Raw genomic sequence first — 23,134 nt, 5'->3', positions numbered from 1 at the left:
GGCGGTCAGCTCGCACGTGCGATGCCCCGCTCGACCGCCCCGATCAGGTACGGCCGCAGCTCGGAGGGCGGGATGATCACGTCGACCGAACCGACCCGCTGCGCACGGTTGATGTCGTGTCGGCGGTCGAACTCGTCCGCGACGTCGCGCATCTTCTCGGCGTGGATCTGCTCGCGGAGCGCGGCCAGCTCGCGTCGCAGCTTGGCCCGCGTGGCGCCGCTCTCGCCGGCGAGGCGATGCTCGAGATCCTGCACGCGCTCGTCGGCTTCGACCCGCGTGCGCACCTCGCGCGCGAACACCACGGCGGCGGCCGGTGCGCCGCCGATCACGGACGCCTTCGACCCCTCGAGCGCCGCGACCTCGAGGTTGTCGTTCAACGTGCCCGAGAACACGACGAACGCGCCGCCGTGATAGCGCGACACGACGCAGAACACGATCGGGCCGTCGAAGTTGACCATCGCCCGGCCGATCTCGGCGCCGAACTCGAGCTGGCGCTCGCGCATCGACTCGGGTGAGCCGTCGAAGCCCGACAGGTTGGCGAGCACGACGAGCGGGCGGTTGCCGCTGGCCGCGTTGATCGTGCGAGCCACCTTCCTCGAGCCGGATGGGAACAGGGTGCCCGAGGTCCAGTGATCGGGGCCGTCCGATGGCACGAAGCCGCGGCGGGTGAGGTTCTTCGACTCGAAGCCGAGCAGCGCGATCGGCCGACCCCCGAGGAACGCGTCCCACGAGACGGGGATCTCGGCATCGCGCATGCCGGGCCACCGCTCCATCGTCGGTCGATCCTGGTCGACGACGGCCGCCATCAGCTTGCGGATCTCGAACGGCAGCTTGCGGTCCGGGTTGAGCGCGTCGTCGAAGATGTCGCCGACCCGCTCGAACTGACCGCCGTGTGCGAACACGCTGATGTCGCGTTCGAACGGGTCGTCGGTCTTGGCCGGACGCGCGAACCGCTCGTCCGGCGCCACGTACGTGAAGTCGTAGTGGGCGAGCAGCTGCCGGCAGGCGTCGGCGACGTCGTTGGCGAAGTACTGGGCCTGCCCGTTCGGGCCCATGATCCGCTCGTAGCCGCCGATGCCGATGTTGTCGTCGGCGGAGACCCCACCCGAGAAGTCGAGTGCCTCCTTGCCGGTCAGGACCATCGCGGCCTCCGGCACCATGATGAGGATCCCGCGGGTGTGCATCAGCATCGTCGCTTCGGCGTTCCAGTACGGCTGGGCGCCGACGTTGATGCCGGTGATGACGATGTTGACCTCCCCACCGGCCTGCGTGAACTCGACGATGCGGCGCAGCACCTTGCCGATCCAGTCCATGTTCTCGCTGCCGCTGTCCATCGAGATCAGGGCGCCGGCGGACACGGCGAACCACTCGAGCGGTACGCCGAGCGAGTCGGCGAGATCGAAGGCGGCGATGATGCGGCTGCACTCGGGCTCGGACAGGTTGCCCATCCCGCTGCTCGGGTCGCCGAGGATGATCACGCGGCGGATGCCCTCGGGGTAGCGCTCGGTGCGGTTCGTGACGATCCCGACGACGACGTGTGCCGAGTTGCCGCCCGGCGGGCGGTCGACGGCCACCAGGCGGGGCCGTCCGTCGCCGTCCGCGTCGCTGTCGGCCAGGTCGTACTCCACGAAGTCGCCCGGCGGGATGCCGGGGCGCCGATGGTCGTCCGGCGTCAACATGCGCACGATCTCGTACGGGTAGGTGAGCCCTCGCTGACGGAGCCGGACCACCTGCTGCTCGTACCGTTCGAGCGGCCGGATCGGGTCGACGGACGGGGGTCGCACGAGCACGGTCGGCGCGGTGCCGTTGGGCCTGGTGACCTCGAGCTGCAGGCGTTCGGGTTCACCGTGGTCGCCACGGAAGTTCGCCAGCACCTCGACCTTCTCGAGACCGAGGCCGGCGGCGTCGGGCATCAGCCGCTCGACGAGTTGGGCGATGTCGTCGGCGCTGAGATCGAAGATCGGCCACACGTACAAGACGATGCGATTCGACAGCAGCCGCTTCGAGGCCGGCCGATGCGATTGGAAGCGCCGGAACGCTCCGAGGATCTCGTGGATGACCCGCTCGGCCTCGGGGAGACGCTCGACGTTGCCGTCTTCGTCGCGGATCGGTGTCAGGTCGCGGACCTCGGCGAGGGCGAACAGCCGCTCGTCGCGCCGGTTCTCGCGGGCGTGGCCGTGGAACACGTACACGCCCTCGGTGCTCGGGATCCGGTGGACGTCGAATGCGTCGAGTCGCTGGAGCTCCAGCCGCTTGCCCATCATCGGGTGCAGGTCGCGGTAGAGCGCTTCCTCGATGTACCCATTGGCGCCGTCGGGGCGGAACGTGAAGTGCATCACGCCGGCCACGCCCATCGTGTGCTGCGACGCTGGCACGTCCGGGCCCGAGACCGCGACGACGATGCGCCGGAGCGCGAACCTGCCGAGCGCGTCGCCGAGCGTGCCGGCCAGCTCGTCGCGGACACGCTCCTCGTCGAGGCCGGCGCTGTCGCTGAGGGCGTAGAAGTCGAGCGCGACGTCGTGGCCGTCGTCGATCGCCTCGATCGCCGGCGCCAACCGCTGCGCGGCCGACGCCATGTCGGGCAGATCGACATGGGTCGTCACGACATGGATGCGGCGACCCTGGTGGTCGTACTCGGCTGTGACGTACCGCAGGCCGTCGACCGTCTCGACGCGCACGTCGTGGAGGTTCCTGATCCGGTAGTAGCGCCTGGTCATCACCTCGAGCGCCGCGCCCTGCAGCGCCGGGTTCGCGTCGGGGAACCGCTGGGACAGCGTCGACTTGAGTGGCTGGCTGCAGTCGACGAGGTCGCCGATCAGCTCGGCTCGTCGCTCGGGTGGCGGTGACGTCGCAAGCTCGTCGAGCAGGTTGGAGGCCTTGCCGAGCTCGCGATCGCGCACCTCGGCGAGGAAGGGGGCATCGAAGACCTGGTAGCGGAGCTCTTCCGCGAGATCGTGCAGCGCGGGGTAGCGGGACCGGCTCTCGTCGAGCAGGCGATCGAGGAGCTCGCGCAGCTGCTCGTCGCCTTCGCCGGGCTGCGTGTGCTCGAGGCGATCCTCGAGGATCCGGAGCACCGGCGCCAGCTGGTCGTCCATGCGGTGGTGCGACAGCACCAGTCGGTGGAGCGCGACGTCGAGGCGGGTCGACGGTTCGAGATCATCGACGCCGTAGTGGGCGAGGGCGCGGCGCAACTGGTCGAGGAACCGTTCCGGCAGGTCGCGGCCGAGCGTCTCTCGGTGGAGCAGGTAGTCGAAGAGGTACTCCTCGGCCGACGTGCGGGTGGCGTCGTCGGCGCCCGCCGGACCGCGGCGGAACAGGGCGATGACGTCGGTGAAGATGCCCACGAGCTCGTCCTCGTAGCGGCGCCGCTCGTCGTCGGTGAGCACGTTGGAGCACGGCGTCGCCCCGGGGTTGGACATGACCCGCAACACCGTCGGATCGACGTCGAAGCCGAGCAGACCCTGGCGAATGGCGTCGAGGTGGTGACGGCAGTCCGCGTGCGCGAACTGGCCGGGTGACGCGATCGCCTCGAACTCGATCCGGGCGCCGTCGGCGGACTCGGCGTCCTCGGTCGGCCGAACCGTCAGGAGGGGCGCGCCGGCCACCACGTGGGAGTTGGGGCTGGCGACGACCTGCTCGACCCGGCCGGCGAACTCGGCCTCGATGACGGTCTCCATCTTCATCGCCTCGATCACGGCGAGGCGATCGCCGGCGGCGACCTCGTCGCCCGGCTCGACCTCGATCGACACGACCACGGCCGGCGACTTGGCCCGGACGATGCCGCCGTCGTCGTGGCTGATGTGGTGAGGATGACCGTTGACCTCGACGAGGTGAACGGCGCCGTGCATGGACGTCAGCACGCGGTAGGGCTGGCCGCGGATCTCGAGCCGAGAGCTGCCGTGCCCGGCGTCGACGCGGTGGATCAGGACGGACCTGCGCTGGATCGTGACGCCGTAGGTCTCGGGAGCGAACTGCTGCACGGTGGCGGCGTACGTCTGCCCGCGGTAGCGGAGCTCGACGCGCCGGCCGACCGCGGTGTCGACCTCGGGGCGCCCGCGTGCCGCCATCGCCTGGAATTGCCGGCGTTCGACCGCCATCTGCTGACGGTGCGCGTCGACCGCGGCGGCCATGATCGCGACGTCGGCGTGCAGCGCCGACGCGCCGAGCCCGCTGCCCCGTCGGTCGACCCAGCCGACGTCCGCCGTGGCGTCGATGACCTCGGGTTCGTGGAGCAGCGATCGCAGGAACGCGCGGTTGCTTGCGCCACCGGCGATCACGATCGCGGTGTTGTCGAGGCCGCGGCGCAGTCGAGCGAGCGCCTCATCGCGGTCGCGCCCGACGGCGATCACCTTGGCGATCATCGAGTCGAACTCCGCCGGGATGTGGTCGCCCTCCTCGACGCCGGTGTCGACCCGGATGCCCGGTCCCGCCGGGAGCCGCAGCAGGTCGATGCGCCCGGGGGAGGGCGCGAACCCGGCGTCGGGGTCCTCGGCGTTGATGCGGGCCTCGATCGCGTGCCCCACGGTCGGGGGTGCGTCGCCTTCGAGCAGGCCGCCGCGTGCGATGTGCAGCTGCAGCTTGACCATGTCGATGCCGGTCGTGACCTCGGTGACCGGGTGCTCGACCTGGAGTCGGGCGTTGACCTCCATGAACGAGAAGCGCTCGCTCATCGGATCGAACAGGAACTCGACGGTGCCCGCGTTGACGTAGCCGGCCGCCGCACCCAGCCGTGCGGCGGCCGCACGGACCTCGCGATGCTGCTCGGGCGTCAGCGACGGCGACGGTGCCTCTTCGAGCAGCTTCTGGTTGCGACGCTGGACGCTGCAGTCGCGCACGCCCACCGCCCAGACGGTGCCGGCCGAGTCGCCGACGATCTGGACCTCGATGTGCTTCGCCTGCGGCAGCAGCGTCTCGAGGAAGACCGTGCCGTCGCCGAAGGCGTTGAGCGCCTCCGCGCGCGCCGACTCGAACGCGGCGTCGAGCTCGTCGAGCGACTCGACGCGCCTGATCCCTCGGCCGCCGCCGCCGGCGGTCGCCTTGATGAGGCATGGCAGCCCGAGCCGCTCGGCGTGCAGGCGGGCGTCGGCGACGGTCTCGACGGGACCGTTGCTCCACGGCGCGACGGGCACGCCCGCGGACTCGGCCATCTGCTTCGAGCTGATCTTGTCGCCGAGCTCGCGCATCACGGCCGCCGACGGACCGATGAACGTGATGTCGAGCTCGTCGCACAGGTCGACGAACGCCGGCCGCTCCGACACGAACCCCCACCCGGCCCAGACCGCGTCCGCGCCCGACTGGACCAGCGCATCGCGCAGCCGTGCGCGGTCGAGGTAGGCGACCTCGCGGTGCCCGTCGGCGTCGGTGAACGTCGCGGGCCCGAGCCCGATCGCCTCGTCGGCGCGCCGGACGAACATCGCGGCGCGATCCGGGTCGGTGTACAGGGCGATCGTGGTGATCGCCGTGTCGTTCTCGGCGTTGAACTCCTCGACCGCGTTGATGACCCGGACAGCGGGCTCGCCGCGATTGACGATCGCCAGGCGCCTGAACTGCCGCGTCATCGCCATCAGCGCCCGTCCGTCATCGCCGCCCGGAGCGGCGCGACCTGCTCGTCGGCGAGTGCGCCGGGCAACGCGACCGTCCGGTACCCCTCGAGTCTCGCGAGCACCCGACCCGAGCCGTCGACGACCGTGGCGTCGAACGAGCCGGCGTCGCCGGGCACGACGACGGCCCACGTCTCGTCACCCGGGCCCCCGAGCGGCACGACCCGGTCGAGATGCATCGGCAGTGCCATCTGATCGGTGGTGCCGATCTCCCACACGCCGGCGGTCTGGAAGCACAGCTCGGTGAGCCTCGGTGCGGTCGCCAGCTCGCCCTCGCTCGAGCTCCGCTCGGCCGGGAGGTCGCCGTGCAGCCTGCCGACCACCTGCCCCGCGTCGAGCCACGACGCGTCGAGGACCTGGTAGGCGGGTCCGTGGAAGTAGATCTCGTACACGTCCCCGGCGGAGACCGACGGCCCGCCGTCTCCCGGCACCTGGGCCGTGGCTTCCTCGACGGGTTGGCGCGTCAGCCGGACCCGGCCGGTGAAGTGGATGGTCCGTTGTGGTTGGTCCTGGTTCGCGAGCGTCCGTTCACCCACCAGGCGACACTCGGCGACGACGTCGTCCCCGTCGGCGACGTACTGCGCCGAGACGAGGAGAGTGCGCGGCTCGTCGCGGTAGAACTTGAACGGCGCGAGGAAGTCCACGTCCTCGAGCGCCGCAAGATGCAGGTCGGGGAACGCGATCGTCGCGGTCTGAGCGAACAGCTCGAGCCCCATCACCCCCGGCAGCACGGGCGTGCCGTCGATGCGGTGGTCGAAGAGGAACGGCTCCTCGGTCGGGTCGAGCGTGGCCATCGCGACGAGCCCGTCCTGCATCGCGAAGCCGACCAGTTCGTCGAGCAACGGCCGTGCAGCCAGATCCGCCGACATGGCCTCGGTGTCGAGCCCACCGGTCGGGTGCAGCTCCTCGGCGAGGATGCCGAGTTGCTTGCCGGCGACCATCTCCCTCGTGGATCCGTCGCCGGTCAGCTCGCGGCGAACGATCGGGATGCCGGCTGCGGCGGGCAGCATGTCGATCCCGGCCGCAGCCATGACGGTCGGGATCGAGCCCCGGGTCGCCATGCCGATGTCGCCCCAGGCCGTCCAGTCGACGGCGATGCCGAACGTCTCGGGACGCGCCAGCTTCATGTTGGCGGTGAGCTTGCAGAGCAGGTCGTTGGCGGCGCTGTAGTCGGTCTGGCCGCCGTTGCCGAAGCGTCCCGCGATCGAGCTGAACGCCACGGTGGCTCCGATCGGCAGGTGGCCGAGCCCGTGCATGAGGTTGAACCACCCGTCGGCCTTCACGTCGAACACGAGGTCGTACTCCGACGGTTCCTTGTCGGGGAGCAGCCGGCTGATCTCGAGCCCACCGGCATGGATCAGCGCATCGACCTTGCCGCTGGTCTCGCTGATCGACTCGGTGACAGCCGCCATCGCGTCGGCGTCGAGCAGGTTGACGCTGTGGTAGTGCACGGTGCCGCCCGCCGCCCGCACCGCCTGGATCGCCGACAACGCCTCGTGCGCCCGCTCGAGCTTCGCCAGCTCGCGGTCGACCATGACCGGGGTCGCCTTCTGGCCGTCGGCCGTGAGCCGTTCGAAGATCGTGCGCTTCAGGGCCTCGCGGTCGGTGTCGAAGGCGATGATGTCGGGGTCGGCCGGGTCTGGCTCGGGCACCAGGTCGAGCAGATGGAACGTGCCCCCCGACGCCTGCCCGAGATCGGTGATGATCGCCGACACGATGCTGCCGGCGGCGCCGGTGATCACGAAGACCGAGTCGCCGTCGAGCGTGAGCCCGGTCGCCGGCTCGGGCATGTCGTTCTCGCGCAGCGTGATCGTGTACCGCTGGTCGTCGCGATGGCCGACCTCGACGATGCCCGGGTCGGTCAGCGTCTCGTCGATCAGCACGTCGGCCAGTGCGGCGGTCTTGCGGCTGACGCCGAAGTCGACCGCCTTGACCAGCGTGTCTGGCCGCTCGCGCTTGAACGCCTTCGTGATCCCGACGACACCGCCGCCCATCGGCGCGGTCGCGCCGTCGGGGCCGTAGCCGTGGAGGCCGCCGAGCCGGGTGGCGCTCACGAGGAAGCCGCCAGGCGTGCCGACCTGCTCGTAGAGGTGGCGCAGCGTCCGGTAGAGCAGCTTGACGCGGTGCCGCAACGCCTCCCGCCAGCCGGCGAGATCGAGGTCGCCGACCGGGGGCTCGACGTCCAACGCAGGCAGCCAGTAGATGCCCGTGACGCTCTCGTCGCCGCGCCACTCGTCGATGCGGGTGAGCAGCTCGTCGGCGTCCGGTGCGCCCTCGACCGTCAGCACGTCGGCGCCGCGCTTGCCCAACCGATCAGCGAGCGCGGCGCCGACACCCCCCTCGTCGAGCATGACGACGACTCGCGTGCCCGCTCCGAGCTCGATGCCGGTGGGGACACACGCGTCGAGCGGTGGCCGGATCACCGGCGTCGGGTTGCGGCGCGCGATGCCTGCCGCCGCCTCGTCGTCGCCGACCACCGACGCGTGCATCGTCGCTGGTTCGGCGTCACCGGCAGCAGGGGCGGTGGCGGCAGCGGTGTCGTCGGCCGCGAGGTTCGTGGCGCGTTCGTGGACGAAGTCGATCACGCTGGCGAGGGTGGGGTAGTCGCGCAGTGAGAGGGTGTCGTCGCGTTCGATGTCGTAGTGCTCGCGGATGGCGGCGAAGGTCTCGGCTTGTTTGACGGTGTCGATGCCGAGGTCGGCTTCCAGGTCGAGCTCGAGGTCCAACATGTCCGACGGGTAGCCGGTCTGCTCGGCCACGATCCCCAACACGACCGCTTCCACCGGGTCGGCAACCACCTCGGGCGCAGCCGGAGCAACCGGTGCGGCGGCAGGAGCGGGAGTCGGGGTCGCTGCGGGCGCTGCAGCTGCCGGCGTCGCTGCCGGTGCAGGAGCCGGAGCCGGTCGCTGGACCGTCTCCACCGGCGGTGCGGTGAGCACCGGCGGGGCCGTCGCCACTTCGGGGCGAGACGGTACGGCGATGCGCGTCGGTGGTCCGTCGTCGCGGACGCGCAGGACGCGGTGGTCGACCTCGAGCTCGGGGCCGTCGTAGCCGCTGATCGACTGCAACCAGGCCGTCCACGCAGCATGGTCGGCGATGCGGTACTCGATGCCGAGCTCGTCGGGCTCGCGGTGCCGCCCGTCGGGGTTCGGGACCCACCGCATCAGCGACATGCTGATCTGCGAGCCGAAGCCCGCGCCGAGGCGCAGCGCGTACGACACGGGGTAGGCGCCACCCTTCGACAACGTGAGGTGGCCGAGATCGGGGTCGATCTCCTTGACGTTGGCGATCGGTGGCACGATGCCGGTCTCGAGCGCCTTGACCGCCAGCACGTCCTCGATCCCGACGCCCATCGCATGGCCGGTGAAGCCCTTGGTGTTGGCCACGACGATCCGGTCGGCGCTGTCGCCGAACACGTGCCGCAGCGCGTCGACCTCGGCCTGGGCGCTGCCACCACGAGCCGGCGTGTAGGTCTCGTGCGACACGAAGACCGTGCTGGCGGCCATCGCATGCCGCTCGACGCCCCACTTGGTCTCGGCGCTCCGCACCAGCCGTTCCATCACGTCGCGGATGTGCGTGACATCGAGGCGGCTGCCGTGGAACGCGCTGTTGGCCGTCTCGGTGCTCAGCACGTCGCAGATCGGCCGGATGCCGCGACCGCGCGCGCTGGCAGCACCCTCGACGACGATCGCCGCGCCGCCCATGCCGAGCAACATGCCGTGCCGCCGCCGATCGAACGGCAGGGCGGCCTCTTCGACGATCTCGTCGGTGGCGGCCGCCCCGGTCGCGAGGAAGCCGGCGCCGACCCAGTCCATCAGCACGTCGGTCGTGACGTCGTCGCCGGCGATGATCAGCACCCGGTTGCAGCGGCCGAGGCGGATCCAGTCCTCGGCGATCGCCACCGCCTGGGTCGTCGACGCACAGGCCGAGTTGATCTGGGTGTTGGGTCCGCGTGCGCCGATGTGCTCGGCGAACTGCGAGTGCCCCATCGAGAGCGCCTTGAACAGGAAGCGCCGATCGAACTGGTACCGGTGCGTCTCGATCTCGACCTCGAGCTCGTGGATCATGTGGTCCAGTTCCGCGACCACCGGGTTGTCGTCCTCCATGCGGTCGCGCAGGTGCTCGAGCGCGTGCAGCCGGGCGCGGCGGGCCCGATCCTCTTCGTAGCGGGTGATCTCGTCGACCATCCGGTCGGCGCCCGGGAAGGCCGATGCGAAGATCACGCCGGTGTCGTCGGCGAGTGCACTCGGCAGCGCCCACCCGTCGGGCAGCTTGCTGCCGGTGCTCGTCGTCTTGTACCGCATCGTCATCGGGACGCCTGCGTCACGCAACGCGTCGATGCCGGCACCGATCGCCAGCTCGGTCGCCGGGTCGAGGGCGAGCTTGCGCTCGGGCGGCAGGCCGAACTGCTCGACGATGTCGAAGTGCCCCTTGCGGCCGGCCAGCTTCATGACGTCGTGCGCGGAGTCGATCTCCTCGAACGTGCCGCCGCCGGCCTCGTTCTTCACGAGCCTGGTGATGTGCTTGTCGACGATCGCGTTGCGCAGATCGACCGGGATCACGTCGATGAACGACTCGCCGTTCAGCAGGCGCTCGATGTTGGCGTCGTCGAAGACCTCCTCGGTGCCCGGCAGCCCGAGCGCGGCCCCGGTCACGACCACCGGCTCGTGCTGCGCGGCGGGCTGCCCGCCGGACGCACCGCGGTAGATCTGGTAGCCCTGATCGAGGAAGTTCGCGAACAGCTCGCCGAGTTGCTGGATCGAGTCGCCGCCGGCGGTCACCGGACGTGGCGGCGACGCCGCCGCGCTGGCGACCGGAGCGCTGGCGACCGGCGCGCTGGCGGGAGCGGCGGGTGCAGCAGGCGCGGTTGTCGGCGGCGCCTCCTCGTGCGGCCGTGTCCCGACGCCGTGCCCGGCTGCGTACAGACCGCACAACGCCTGGTTGAACGAGACGACGTCGCCGGCCTTGGGATGGTTGGTGTACAGGTTGACGATGTCGTCGTGCTCGCCGAGCACGTCGTCGACGAAGCCGTGCAGCGCCCGCTTGGGTCCGACCTCGACGAACGTACGGGCGCCCGCGTCGTACAGGGTGTTCAGGCCCTTGATGAACTGGACCGGGGAGGCGACCTGGCGGCCGAGCATCTCGATCATCTCCGGCACGACCGCCGGCCCGCTGGGGTAGAACTCGCCGTCGACGTTGGCGACGATCGGGATGTGCGGCGTCTCGAGGTCGAGCCGGCCGAGCACCACCTTGAGTGGCTCGGCCGCCGGCGCCACGATCGCGGTGTGGAAGGCGTGGCTGACCGGGAGCAACACGGCGGTGTGGCCGGCGGCCGACAGCGCGTCGACCGCCGCTTGCACGGCGGCGGACGCGCCCCCGATGACCGCCTGCTGTGAGCTGTTGTTGTTGGCGACGACGACGTAGCCGTCCGTGGCGTCGATCGTGCGCTCGATCTCGTCGAGCGGAGCGAAGACGGCGGCCATCAGACCGTTGTCGTCGACCGAGACGTTGGCCATCTCGCGGCCGCGGGCGGCAACCGCCTCGAGCGCGTGCGCGAAGGGCAGCGCTCCCGCGGCGACGAGCGCGCCGTACTCGCCGAGCGAGTGGCCCATCACCATGTCGGCGTGGATGCCGTACGCGCCGAGGACCTCGGTCAGGGCGCGGTCGACGGTCAGGACCGCCGGCTGCGTGATCTCGGTCTGGCGGAGCTGCTCGTCGGCTTCGGCGAGTGCGGCGTCGTCGGACGGGTCGACGAAGATCACCTCGGTGAGCGGCCGGCCGAGGATCGGCTCCATGACCGCGTCCGCCTCGGCGAAGCCGCGGGCGACGATCGGCTCTGCGGCGCGAAGGTCGGCCAGCATGTTGACGTACTGGGACCCCTGGCCCGTGTAGAGGAACGCGACCTGATGGGGTGCACCGCGGCCGAGGAACACACCCTGGTTGCGCAGCAGCTTCCAGGCGGCCGGGTTGGCGCCTTCGAACGCGGCGATTGCCTTCGCCGCTCGCGCTGCGAGCTCGTCGGCGTCGCCGTAGTCGATCGCGATTCGCACTTCGGCGTCGAGATCGTCCTGGGCAGGTGCGCCGGGTTCGGGCGCCCGGCCTGCCGCGGCCTCGGCCTGCACGGCGCGCAGGCGTTCGAGGACCGCGGACTCGTCGCGGTCGCCGATCACGAGCGCTCCTCGCAGCGGCGTCTTGATCTCGTCGGCCTCACGGACCGCGCTCGGCGCGCTCACGGCGATCGACGCGCTGCCGCCGTTGCTCTCGATGCGCCCGGGGACGTACTCCTCGAGGACGGCGTGGAAGTTCGTGCCACCGAACCCGAACGCGCTGACGCCGCCGGCCCGGACCTGGTCGCCGGTCGTCTTCCACTCGGTGAGATCGGTGTTGACGGCGAGCGGTGAGGAGCCGAAGTCGATGTTCGGGTTCGGATCGGTCGCGCCGAGCGACGGTGGCAGCGTCTTGTGGTGCAGCGACAGGGCGACCTTGAGCATGCCGGCCGCGCCGGCTGCGCCCTTGAGGTGGCCGATGTTCGACTTCACCGAGCCGAGCGGGATCGAGCCGATCGGGAGGTCCAGGTCGGAGAACGCGTCGGTGATGCCGTTCACCTCGACCACGTCGCCGACCTTCGTCGATGTGCCGTGCCCCTCGATGTAGGTCGCGGGTCCGGGTACCAGCCCGGCGTTGCGCCATGCCCGCTGCACGGCGAGCGTCTGGCCGACCGGGTTGGGCGCGGTGATGCCCTTGCCCTTGCCGTCGCTCGCGCCGCCGAGTCCTCGGATCACGGCGTAGATCCGGTCGCCCGCCGCCTCCGCGTCCTCAAGCCGCTTGAGCACGAACAGCGCGGCCCCCTCGCCCATGATGAAGCCGTCGGCGCCGTTGCCGTACGGCCGGGTGCCGGTGGCGGACAGCGCGCCGATCTTGCAGAACTTCACGAACGTGCTGGCGCTCATGTTGGCGTCGACGCCGCCGGTGATCACGGCGTCGAAGTCGCCTTCCTCGAGGCCCTCGATCGCCGCGTCGACCGCTGCCATCGCCGATGCACACGCGGCGTCGGTGGTGAAGTTCGGACCGTGCAGGTTGAACAGGTTGGCGATGCGACCGGCGATGATGTTCGCCAGTTCGCCTGGCATGGTGTCCTCGCTGATGCCGGGGAACCGGTTGTGGATCCCCGTGCGGTACTCGTCGTGGATCGCCTGGCGCGTCTCCGCAGGCAGCCCGGCGAACGCCGGCGACTTCTCGAGCTCGTCCGCGAACTCGACGTGGTAGACCGGCAGCGCGGTGTGGTAGTGGAGGTCGCCGCCCATCGCGTTGCCGATCACCACGGCGGTGCGGTCGGTGTCGAGCGCACGGTCGGGGTAGCCGTAGTCGAGCAACGCCTCACGCGCCGCCTTGACCGCCCACTTCTGCGTCCGGTCCATCGCGTCCGACACCTTCGGCGGGATCGGCAACCGCCACTCCAGCGGCTTCCACTCGAAGTCCTTCACCCACCCGCCGATCTTCGAGTACGTCTTGCCGGTCGCCTGCCGGTCGTCGTCGAAGTAGAGGGAGGGGTCCCAGCGCTCCGTGTCGACCTCGCTGATGCTGTAGCGACCCTGTTTGAGGTTCTCCCAGAACGTGGGTGCGTCGGGGGCGTCGGGGAGGACGGCGCCGACGCCGACGATGGCGATGGCCCGCTGCTTGCTGTTGGGCATGTGTGCGCTCCAGCTGGATCGATGGGTCGGTTGTCGTTGCGGGGGGTGGTGAGCGCGTCAGGCCACAGTGGCGTAGACAGCGGTTGCGACGGCGTCCATGTCGTCGGCGAGCCCGTGCTGGGCGGCGAGGATCGAGTCGACGCCGACCGCTGCGGAGAGCTCGGAGGCGTTGATCGTCCCGGCGGCAGCGGCTCCCATGACCTGGGCGACGCCGTCCTGCGCGACCCGCCGGGCTGCGTCACGGGCGAAGACGCGGCTCGCCGTCGCGAGCCCGACGGCGTCGAGCCGCTCGTTCGCCTTCGGCGAGAGCTGACCGTCTGCCGACCGAGCGGCACGGCGGGCGAGCTCGCCCGCGCACTCGACGTAGGCGATCAGCTCGCCGAGCCGGAAGAGCAGGTGCTGGTTGCGGGTGAGGCGGTGGACCCGTGCGGTCTCCATGACGGCGGCCAGCGCACGGTGCGCCAGCGCCGCGATGTCGGCGCCGCACTCCGGGTGTGTCGCGTGCAGGGCGTCGAGCTCGGCGGCGGCATCGGCGTAGTAGGCGCCGCGGGTCTTGAGGTGCTGCTGCCAGCGGTCGCGCGAGATCGTCATCTCCATGATCTCGGACGTGCCCTCGTAGATGGTCGTGATGCGAACGTCGCGCTTGATCTTCTCGACCATGTACTCCTTCGTGTAGCCGTAGCCGCCGAGGGCCTGGATCGACGCGTCGGCTGCTGCGTTGCCGGCCTCGGTGGCGAGGTACTTCGCGATGGCCCCCTCGGTGTTGAGGTGGTCCTCACCCTCGTCGATGCGGGTCGCCGTGCGCTCGATGTAGGCGCGGGATGCCTCGAGCCGGCACACGTGCGGGACGATCAGCTTGTGGGTGAACCCCTGCTTCTCCGACAGCGGCCCACCGGCCTGGATGCGCTCGGCCGAGTAGGGGATCGCCCGGTCGAGCGCCGCCCAGCCGGCACCGAGCCCGAAGGCGGCGACCATGAGCCTCGTGTAGCCGAACACCGCCTGGGCCTGCGCCAGACCGAGCCCTTCGGCGCCGCCGACGAGCCGGTCGGTGCCGACCTCGACGTCCATCAGCGACAGCGCCGCCGTGTTCGACGCCCTGATGCCGTGCTTGTCCTCGGGCTTGCCGTGGTCGAAGCCGGGGGCGCCCCGATCGACCACGAACCAGCTGGGCCCACCGGGTGCGAGGGCGAGGATCGTGTAGATGTCGGCGTATCCGCCGTTGGAGATCCACTGCTTGTTGCCCGAGATCTTGTAGCCGACGGTCTCGTCGCCCTCAACGACCGGTTCGGCGACCGTCTTCATCGACGCCAGGTCGCTGCCGGCTTCGGGCTCGGTTGCGCCGTACGCCATCAGCAGGCCGTCCTCGGCGATGCTGCCGAGCCATCGCTCCTGCTGCTCGTCGGTGCCACCGAACACGATCGGGTCCGAACCGAGGAACGTCGCGAGCACCCCCGTGGCGATGCCGACGTCGATCGCCGCCAGCCGTTCGCACACCCGGTACACGTCGAACGACCCGCCGCCCATCCCGCCGTACGCCTCGGGGATGAACAGCAGCGAGACGCCCAGCTCGTCGTGGCACATGCCACGCACGATGTCCTCGGGGAACCGGTCCTCGGCGTCGAGCTCGAGCAGCACCTTGTCGGGCAATCGACCGTCGGCGTACATGCCGATCGAATCGAGCACCATCTCCAACGTTTCCTGATCGAGCCCCACGGCCATGGCGGCGCCTCCCCTCCGGCTTCATGCCTATTTCGTCCAAGGCTGCACGAACGCACCGAGCCATCACCAGAGTCATTGTTCCCAAACGCACGAGGCGTAGCGGCAGGCGCGGCGGCGGCGCCGTCGGCGCGCTTGACGGTGACTTGACGCGTCTTGGCCGATCTCTGACCGCAGGCGGGTCGCGCCAGGCGGCTCAGGCGGTCGCGGCGGCCGCGACGATGATGAGCACGAAGAACGCGACGCCCACGATCAGCAAGACGCTGCCGATGATGCCGCAGATCCGACCGGCCGACACCGAACCGCGGTTCGACCACTGGATGTGCGGTTGCGCGTCGATCTCGCGCATCGCCCGGTTGCCCTTCGCCCACGCGAACGGCGCCAGCAGCCCGCACACGACGAGCCCGAGGATGCCGAGCACCAGCACCGTCGTGCCGTCGGGGTGCTCGCGTACCTGTTGGTACCCGGGTGCGGCACCCCAGGGACTCCCCGGCGGATACCCCGGTGGGCCGCCCGCCGGTGGTGGCGGTGGCGGCGGCGTCATGCTCATGGTCCTGTTGTAGCCGATCGGCCCCGCCGCGTCGCGGTCTCGCCGTCGGGCTACACGGCGGCGTAGGCGTCGTCGACGAGCTGTGAGGCGGCACCGTCTGCGTCGAGTGCGGCGGCCGTGTCGACGTCGTCGGCCCAGCCGCGGCGGGCCAGCTCGCGGCCCGAGCCCGACGCCGCGAGCGTCTCGGACAGCGAGGGACGCGCCGCGACGAACGCCGACCGTGCGGCGGCGGCCTCGGGGGAGCACCGCGGCGCCGCGACCGCCGCCGACGGGTCGAGTGCAGCGAGCACTGCGCCCGCCCCGAGCAGGTCCTCGACGCACGGCCGGAGACCGGCGTCGGCGGGCCAGTGCTCGCCGGCGGCGACCACGGCGATCGGCCCGCCGTTCGCGAGGACCATCGCACGACGTGCCGTGGCCGTCGCGTTGCGCAGGCATCCGGCGAGGACGAACGGTGTGCCGAGCTCGACCGCCTCGGCCGACAGCGTCGAACCGTTCGGAGACGGCAGCACGATGCGGCTCCCCGGCGGCAGCGTCATCAGGTCGGTGGGTGACAAGGACACCGGTCCGTGCTCGCGCGCGCCGGCGAGCACCGCGCCGCGCGCCGCTGCGAACGCCGCGGCCGTGTCGTCGCGCCAGCGGTACGGGTACACCACGGCGCCACGTGATGTCGCAACGCTCACCGCCGAGGTGAACCGGAGCACGTCGACGACGACCACCACGTCGCTGGCGGGAGCGAGCGCGCGGAGCCCGGCGATGCCCCACCCGAATCGGTAGCCGAACTCGTGCTGATCGGCGTCCTCGGCGACCAACCCGGTCTGCGTCACCAGCTGTCCCAGTGAGCGACCTCGGCTGCCGGGATGCGGCTGGCCAGCTTGAAGTCGGTGCCCTTCGTGTACGCGATCGGGAACAGGCCCGCCTGGGAGTACCGGTCGAACGGGATGCCGAGCAGGTCGGCGGCTCGCTCCTCGCCACCGTTCAGCAGGTGCAGCGTGGTCCACGCCGAGCCCATGCCGCGCTCGCGCAACGCCAGCATGAAGCTCCACACCGCCGGCAGCAGCGACCCCCAGAACCCGGCGCTGCCGGTCGCCTCGGGCTTGCCCTCGAGGCAGGGGATCAACAGCAGCGGCGCCCGCTCGAAGTTCTCGGACAGGTACGTCGCGGAGTCGATGACCTTGTCCATCCGGCCGGCCCTCGGGTCGCCGCTCTCGTAGCTCGGCCGCGGCATCTGGCGGTACAGGTCGAAGTTCTGCTGGTAGATCTCGCGGAGCGCGAGCTTCTTCGCCTCGTCCTCGACGAACACCCACTGCCAGCCCTGCCGGTTCGACCCGGTCGGCGCCTGGAGCGCGAGCTCGAGGCACTCCATCACGGTGTCGCGTTCGACCGGTCGTTCGAAGTCGAGGCGCTTCCGTACCGAGCGCGTGGTCGAGAGGACTTCGTCGGCGGAGAGGTTGAGGTGCATCCGCCGAGTCTGCCAAACACGCCGAACCTCGTTCCGGTCGGCCCCGCCCGTCTGCGACGATTGCCCCGTGCCCGATGCCGACTACCGCGCCGTCAACCACGCCAACTGGGAATCCCGGGTGCCTCACCACGCAGCGAGCGACGAGTACGGCCTGTCGCGCTACGTCGACGACCCGACCCGGATCTCCGGTGTCGTCCGGTTCGACGTTCCCCGACTCGGTGACATCGCCGGTCTCGACGCCGTCCACCTGCAGTGCCACATCGGCACCGACACGCTCTCGCTGGCGCGGCTCGGCGCAACGGTCACCGGCCTCGACTTCAGCGGTGCCGCGCTCGATGTGGCCCGTCGACTCTCGGCCGATGGCGGGCCCGCCGTCGACTACGTGGAGGCCGACGTCTACGACGCCGTCGACGTGCTCGGCGCCGAGCGCTTCGACCTGGTCTTCACCGGCGTCGGGGCGCTGTGCTGGCTGCCGAGCGTCGAGCGATGGGCCGACGTCGTCGCCGGCCTGCTCCGCCCGGGCGGTCGGCTGTTCATCCGCGAGGGGCACCCGGTGCTCTGGGCGATGGACGACCCGCGCCCCGACGGCCTCGTCGTGCTCGAGTACCCCTACTTCGAGACCGAGGGCGTGACGTTCAGCGAAGCGGACACCTACACCGACCAGGCCGAGCCACTCGCGGCGCCCGACATCGTGCACTTCAACCACGGCCTCGCCGAGATCTTCAACGCGCTCTGGTCCGCCGGGTTGACCATCACGGCGTTCGAGGAGCACGACTCGGTGCCGTGGCCGGCGCTGGGCGACCAGATGATCGACATCGGCGACGGCGAGTTCCGGCTGGCCGACCGGCCCGAGCGGCTCCCGCACAGTTACACGCTGCAAGCCGAGAAGCGCTGAAGTCGTCTCCGTCGGGCTCGGCCGGCCGGCCGGCCCGGATCGCCTGTGCTCGCAGGGCTGGCAGCCGGCTGCGCCCGAATCGGCCTACAGATCGATCGAGACCGACACGATGCTCGGGTCGTCGGGGGCCGGCTGCTCGTGGAAGCCGATCGAGCGGACGAGGTCGAGCATCCGGCGGTTGGTCGCCAGCACCTCGCCCTCCATCGTGTCGAGCCCGCGGGAGCGGGCGATCTCCATCAGCCGCTGGAGCATCCGGCGGCCGACGCCGTGGCCCTGGAACTCGTCGGAGACCACCAGCGCGAACTCGCAGCTGTTGCGGTCGGGGTTGGTGACGTACCGGACGACGCCGTGCTCGACCTCGGCGCCGCCTTCGTCGGTGACGGCGATCAGCGCCATCTCGCGGTCGTAGTCGATCTGCGTGAACCGGACCAGCATCCGCGGCGTCAGCTCGTGGATCGCATGCATGAAGCGGAAGTACTTCGCCTCGCTCGACAGGTTGCGGATGAAGTCCTGCTCGATCTCGGCGTCCTCGGGCCGGATCGGCCTGATCGTCACGTCGCGGCCGTCGGGGAGCTGGAACATCGTCCGCAGGTCGGAGGGGTAGGGGTGGATCGCCATGTGGGCGTAGGCGTCGGCCGACGGCCTCGGCACGCCGACGACGATTCGCGCGTCGACCGCGACGCTGCCGTGCTGGTCGACGATGAGCGGGTTGATGTCCATCTCGCGCAACCACGGCAGCTCGCAGGCCATGTTCGACACCCGCAAGAGCACATCGACGAGTGAGTCGACGTCGGCGGCGGGCATGTTGCGGAACTCGCCCAGCGCACGCGCGATCCTCGTACGTCCGACGAGCTCGCGCGCAAGGCGATCGTTGAGCGGGGGGAGTGCGACCGCTGCGTCCTGCATCACCTCGACCCAGGTGCCGCCGGTACCGAAGCTGATGACCGGCCCGAAGACCGGGTCGTTGATGACGCCGACCATGACCTCGCGGCCGCTCGTCGTGCGGTGCATCTTCTCGATCGTCACGCCGAGCAGATCGGCCTCCGGCCGCCGTTCTCGGACACGGTCGATGAGCTCGCGGAAGTTGCCCCGGATGTCGGCCGCGCTGCGGATGTTCAGCTTCACGCCGCCCACGTCGGACTTGTGCGAGATGTCCTCGGAGTGGATCTTCATCGCCACCGGGAACCCCATCGACACGGCGAGGATCAGCGCTTCCTCCGGCGTTCGCGCCACACCGTTGCGGACGGTCGGGATGTTGAACGCACCGAGCAGTGCGACCGATTCGGGCTCGGTGAGGACCTCGCGCTTCTCGTTCAGCGCGCTCTCGATGACGAGCCGAGCGGCCTCGACGTCGGGCTCGGCGTGATCTCGGGGGAGTCGCCCGGGCGTCTGGAGCAGCATGGCCTGGTTGGCCGTGTAGGCGGAGAGGTACTGGCAGGCGTCGACGGCGGCTTCGGGCGTGTTGAACGTCGGGATCCCGGCGCGCTGGAACAGCGTCCTCGCCGCGCCGACCTGCCGTCCGCCCATCCACGACGTGATGATCGGCTTGTGGTGGTGCTCGGCCGCCTCGACGACGGCCGCCGCGACGTCGTCGGGGCGTGTCATCGCCTGCGGGGTGAGGATCACGAGCACGCTGTCGACCGCCGGATCGTCGAGGCAGATGTCGATCGCCTGCCGGTAGCGATCCGGGCCCGCGTCGCCGATGATGTCGACGGGGTTGCGGCGGGACCAGGTGGCCGGCAGTGCCCGGTCGAGGGCGGCGACCGAGTCGTCGCCGAGCTCGGCGAGGCGGAGCCCGACCTCGGGGACGTGGTCGGCGGCGAGGACGGCAGGGCCCCCGGCGTTGGTGACGATCGCCAGCCGCTCACCGCTCGAGCGGTACCGCGACGACAGCGTGCCGGCCGCCGCGAACACCTGGCTGATCGTCTCGACCCGGACCACGCCGGATCGGGCGAGGGCGGCGTTGAACGCCTCGTCGCCGCCGACGATCGCCCCGGTGTGGGACATCGACGCCGCCGCTCCCTCGGAGTGGCGGCCCGCCTTGATCGCCACCACAGGCTTGATGCGCGCAGCCGCTCGGAGCCCGCTCATGAACCGTCGCGAGTCCTGCAGGCCCTCGATGTAGAGGATGATGCTGTCGGTCTTCGGGTCGGCGGCCAGGTAGTCCAGCACGTCGCCGAAGTCGAGATCCGCCGCGATGCCCGTCGACACCACCGCCGAGAAGCCGACGTCGCGCTGCTCGGCCCAGTCGAGGATCGACGTGCAGAGCGCCCCCGACTGCGAGACGAGCGCGATGCGGCCCTCGGCGGCGACGTTGTTGCCGAACGTCGCGTTGAGTCCGATGCTCGGCCGGATCAGACCGAGGCAGTTCGGTCCGAGGAACCGGATGCCGTGCGAGCGGGCGGCGTCACGCACGGCCTCCTCGAGCGCCCGTCCGGCGTCGCCGACCTCGCGGAAGCCCGCCGACAGCACGATCATGGCCCTGACGCCGTGCGCGCCGCACTGCTCGACGATCGCCGGGACGGTGGCGGCGGGCGTGGCCACGATCGCGAGGTCGATCGGCTGCCCGATCGCGTCGAGATCGGGGTAGGCCCGCTGGCCCTGCACCTCGTCGCGGTTCGGGTTGATCGCGTAGATGTCGCCGTCGAAGCCGCCCTCGAGCAGGTTGTGGAACACGACCTGGCCGACCGAGTCCGCTGCGTCGCTGGCGCCGAACATCGCTACCGACGTCGGGGCGAACAGAGCGGTGAGGAAGTGCGGGCGCATGGGGGGCCTCCTGACGCGGATCAACCCCATTCTGCGGCCGGCGTTCATCCGGACATAGGGCCGGTGGGCCCCCAGCTTCGGGACCGCCAGACCTGCCGTGCGGGAACCGTCGCCATCCGTCGGCCCGCCTCGGCAGGAGTCGCCGGCACGCCACCTGCGACAATCGGCAGATGTCCGATCGTGTCATCGTCACCATCTCCGACGGCATCGCCGAGGTGCGCTTCAATCGTCCCGACAAGCGCAACGCACTGGACCGCGAGCAGTTCGCGGCGATCGCCGACGCCGGCGAGCAGCTCAAGGCGGCCGACGGTGTCCGCGTCGTGGTCCTGTGCGGTGAGGGCGAGTCGTTCTGCGCTGGCCTCGACTTCTCGATCTTCGGCGACATGGCCGGTGGCGGTGCAGGCAGGTCCGACGAGCGCGGCAACCCCGGTGACCTCCCCGACGGCCGCATCACCCATCTCGGTCAGCAGATCTGCTGGGTCTGGCAAGAGCTCGAGGTGCCGGTGATCGCCGCCGTCCACGGTCACGCGCTCGGCGGTGGCCTGCAGATCGCCCTCGGTGCCGACATCCGAGTCGCCCATCCCGACACGAAGTGGTCGGTGCGCGAGCTGCACTGGGGCATCACACCCGACATGACGGGCACGCTGATGCTGTCGCGCCTCGTCCGCAGCGACATCGCCCGCGAGCTCACCTACACGGCGCGGATGATCGACGGGCGCGAGGCCCACGAGCTCGGCCTCGTCACCCGGCTGAGCGAGACGCCCCACGACGATGCGATGGCGCTCGCCTCCGAGATCGCCGCCCGCAATCCCGAGGGCGTGCGCGGTGCAAAGCACCTCTTCAACCGGCTGTTCACCGACGGCGCGGCCGAGCAGTTCGCCGAGGAGCGCCGTGTGATCGGCGGGCTGATCGGGCAGCCGAACCAGGTCGAGGCGATCGCCGCCAACATGGAGAAGCGAGCGCCCGAGTTCACGTAGGACACAGCCGGGATCGGCGTCGCCTGGCCGAGTTCGCCGTCTCCGCCACGGCACCCCGGCGCCGTTGCTTCGACGCTGCGAGCCCCGCGGGCTCGGCCCACCTCGCCGGCGCGACGCGGTCGGTCGGTGAGATGGCCGTCAGCCGACGACCATGATCGACTTGACGAAGCCGGCGGTGTCGGGCCACGGGATCTTCTCGTCGCTGCGGCGGCTGGTCGCCGGATCGTTGATGACCAGCCCGTCGTCCTCGATGTTCTCGATCTTCACGAAGTGGCCGCCGACGCCGGCGATCACCTGCTTGCCCTGATCGAGGAGCCCACCGAACACGTCGACGTGGCGCTGGCGGAGGTCGGCGTCACGCGACCCGAGCCCCACCGGTCGCGCGTAGGCGGACACACCGAAGAGGCGCGCCACCGTGGCGAGCGTGCCGAGGTCGAGGATGTCGTCGTAGCCCTTCCTCGCGGCGGCCATGAGGTCCATGCCCTGTCCCATGAGGCGTCCGACGAAGACGAGCTGCAGGAAGTCGGGCAACCGCAGCCCGTCGATGTCGTCGTCGCCGACGACGTCCTTGGCGCGGTCGAAGGCCAACTCGTAGTCGTAGTCGCCGGCGGCGTTGCCGCCGTGCCCCCGGATCTCGCGCAGCACCTCGCGGTCGCCGGAGTAGTCGGCGGCGCTGACCCCGAGCGCCTCCAGACACATCGCGAGGCACGTGAGGTTGCAGGTCCGGGTCCCCGACCCGGGCTCGTCGAGGAAGTCGGCGTTCGTCGACTGCAGGTAGTACGGCGACGCCCGGTTGAGCCGCCGATGGCCCCAGGCCGCCACCGATTCGAACTGATCTGCCGGCAGATCCGAATCGGCCAGTGCGTCGATCTCCCCCCGGATCTCGCCGATCACCTGCACGAGCCGGTCGCGGGCCTCGCCCTGCTCCTGGCTGTACCGCGTCGCGCACTCGGCCTGGAGCCGTTCGGCCTCGGCGATCCGCGAGCGGAGGTGGACGACCGCCGGATGCGTGCTGGCGTCGACCGTGGCATCGAGATCCTCGTCGAGCTCGCCCGCGCCGGGCTGCCGGCCGATCGCGAGCGCGCTGTGCGTCCTGCCGCCCGGGGTGACGATGCCGTCGTGGCGCATCGCGCGGACCTCGGCGCGCTGGAACGCCAGGATCGCCGCGCCGAGATCGGGGTCGAAGTAGCCGGGCTCGTGCCCCAGCCACGCGCCCGCGTCGAAGCCGAGCTCGTCGAGCCGGGCCCGCACCGCGGCGACGTCGTCGGGGTGGTTCTCACCGTCGGGGCCAACGGTGCCGTGCAGTGGGAACCTCGCGCCGGGCGAGCGCACGGGCGCCTCGACGCCGCCACCCGCCGTCGCCTCGGGCGTTGCGCCTGCGTCGGGCTCCTGGTCACCGGGAACGCGTTGCAGCAGGTGCGCGGTGGCCTGGTTCCCGATCGTCTGCTGCATCGAACGGCCACGTGCGCCCGCGCCGTCG

Annotated in this window: 10 protein-coding genes; 2 read left to right on the top strand and 8 right to left on the bottom strand. The window is 70.8% G+C overall.

Features of this window, described 5'->3' with window-relative positions:
• Positions 1-5: 5 nt before the first annotated feature.
• The 6 genes from QNJ12_RS04705 to QNJ12_RS04680 all read right to left on the bottom strand — a co-directional run bounded on the left by QNJ12_RS04705 (position 6) and on the right by QNJ12_RS04680 (position 17,016).
• A complete protein-coding gene (locus tag QNJ12_RS04705) occupies positions 6-5,564 on the bottom strand; it encodes a carboxyl transferase domain-containing protein (RefSeq protein WP_300619511.1) in 5,559 nt (1,852 codons plus the stop codon).
• The gene (locus tag QNJ12_RS04700; RefSeq protein WP_300619508.1) at positions 5,564-13,291 is read right to left on the bottom strand and encodes a type I polyketide synthase; all 7,728 of its coding nucleotides are present in this window, start codon (positions 13,289-13,291) and stop codon (positions 5,564-5,566) included. Before QNJ12_RS04700 ends, QNJ12_RS04705 begins: the two co-directional genes overlap by 1 nt.
• Before the next feature lie 57 nt (positions 13,292-13,348).
• Complete coding sequence (locus tag QNJ12_RS04695) at positions 13,349-15,010, bottom strand: acyl-CoA dehydrogenase family protein (protein ID WP_300619505.1); 1,662 nt, start codon at positions 15,008-15,010, stop codon at positions 13,349-13,351.
• Between the two features lie 193 nt (positions 15,011-15,203).
• Positions 15,204-15,557 (bottom strand): hypothetical protein, encoded by a 354-nt coding sequence (locus QNJ12_RS04690; protein ID WP_300619502.1) that lies wholly within the window; start codon positions 15,555-15,557, stop codon positions 15,204-15,206.
• Positions 15,558-15,607: 50 nt separating this feature from the next.
• The gene (locus QNJ12_RS04685; protein ID WP_300619499.1) at positions 15,608-16,381 is read right to left on the bottom strand and encodes a 2-phosphosulfolactate phosphatase; all 774 of its coding nucleotides are present in this window, start codon (positions 16,379-16,381) and stop codon (positions 15,608-15,610) included.
• Positions 16,378-17,016 (bottom strand): nitroreductase family protein, encoded by a 639-nt coding sequence (locus tag QNJ12_RS04680; RefSeq protein WP_300619496.1) that lies wholly within the window; start codon positions 17,014-17,016, stop codon positions 16,378-16,380. The genes QNJ12_RS04685 and QNJ12_RS04680 overlap by 4 nt, the downstream gene beginning before the upstream one ends.
• 67 nt (positions 17,017-17,083) lie before the next feature.
• Between QNJ12_RS04680 and QNJ12_RS04675 the strand changes: the two genes are divergently transcribed.
• Positions 17,084-17,911: a bifunctional 2-polyprenyl-6-hydroxyphenol methylase/3-demethylubiquinol 3-O-methyltransferase UbiG gene (locus QNJ12_RS04675; RefSeq protein ID WP_300619493.1), complete on the top strand. Its 828-nt coding sequence runs from the start codon at positions 17,084-17,086 to the stop codon at positions 17,909-17,911.
• Between the two features lie 84 nt (positions 17,912-17,995).
• Here the strand turns inward: QNJ12_RS04675 and QNJ12_RS04670 are convergent, their stop codons facing one another.
• The gene (locus tag QNJ12_RS04670; protein ID WP_300619490.1) at positions 17,996-20,677 is read right to left on the bottom strand and encodes a bifunctional acetate--CoA ligase family protein/GNAT family N-acetyltransferase; all 2,682 of its coding nucleotides are present in this window, start codon (positions 20,675-20,677) and stop codon (positions 17,996-17,998) included.
• Positions 20,678-20,847: 170 nt separating this feature from the next.
• Here QNJ12_RS04670 and QNJ12_RS04665 point away from each other — a divergent pair, with 170 nt between their 5' ends.
• Positions 20,848-21,654, top strand: a complete 807-nt coding sequence (locus QNJ12_RS04665; protein WP_300619487.1) for a crotonase/enoyl-CoA hydratase family protein — start codon at positions 20,848-20,850, stop codon at positions 21,652-21,654.
• Positions 21,655-21,792: 138 nt separating this feature from the next.
• On the opposite strand, the gene QNJ12_RS04660 is transcribed toward QNJ12_RS04665, so the two are convergent.
• Positions 21,793-23,106 (bottom strand): peptidoglycan-binding domain-containing protein, encoded by a 1,314-nt coding sequence (locus tag QNJ12_RS04660; protein ID WP_300619484.1) that lies wholly within the window; start codon positions 23,104-23,106, stop codon positions 21,793-21,795.
• Between the last annotated feature and the right edge of the window lie 28 nt (positions 23,107-23,134).

The organism is Ilumatobacter sp. (genome assembly GCF_030065885.1).
Classification (GTDB): Bacteria; Actinomycetota; Acidimicrobiia; order Acidimicrobiales; family Ilumatobacteraceae; genus Ilumatobacter.
Note: the sequence above shows the minus strand (reverse complement) of the source record. Positions and strands in the feature narration are given on the sequence as shown.

Coding starts and splice junctions, on each gene's coding strand:
- QNJ12_RS04695 (WP_300619505.1), bottom strand. CDS start 15,010: ATGGCCGTGGGGCTCGATCAGGAAACGTTGGAGATGGTGCTCGATTCG.
- QNJ12_RS04690 (WP_300619502.1), bottom strand. CDS start 15,557: ATGAGCATGACGCCGCCGCCACCGCCACCACCGGCGGGCGGCCCACCG.
- QNJ12_RS04660 (WP_300619484.1), bottom strand. CDS start 23,106: ATGCAGCAGACGATCGGGAACCAGGCCACCGCGCACCTGCTGCAACGC.
- QNJ12_RS04665 (WP_300619487.1), top strand. CDS start 20,848: ATGTCCGATCGTGTCATCGTCACCATCTCCGACGGCATCGCCGAGGTG.
- QNJ12_RS04670 (WP_300619490.1), bottom strand. CDS start 20,677: ATGCGCCCGCACTTCCTCACCGCTCTGTTCGCCCCGACGTCGGTAGCG.
- QNJ12_RS04700 (WP_300619508.1), bottom strand. CDS start 13,291: ATGCCCAACAGCAAGCAGCGGGCCATCGCCATCGTCGGCGTCGGCGCC.
- QNJ12_RS04705 (WP_300619511.1), bottom strand. CDS start 5,564: ATGGCGATGACGCGGCAGTTCAGGCGCCTGGCGATCGTCAATCGCGGC.
- QNJ12_RS04680 (WP_300619496.1), bottom strand. CDS start 17,016: ATGCACCTCAACCTCTCCGCCGACGAAGTCCTCTCGACCACGCGCTCG.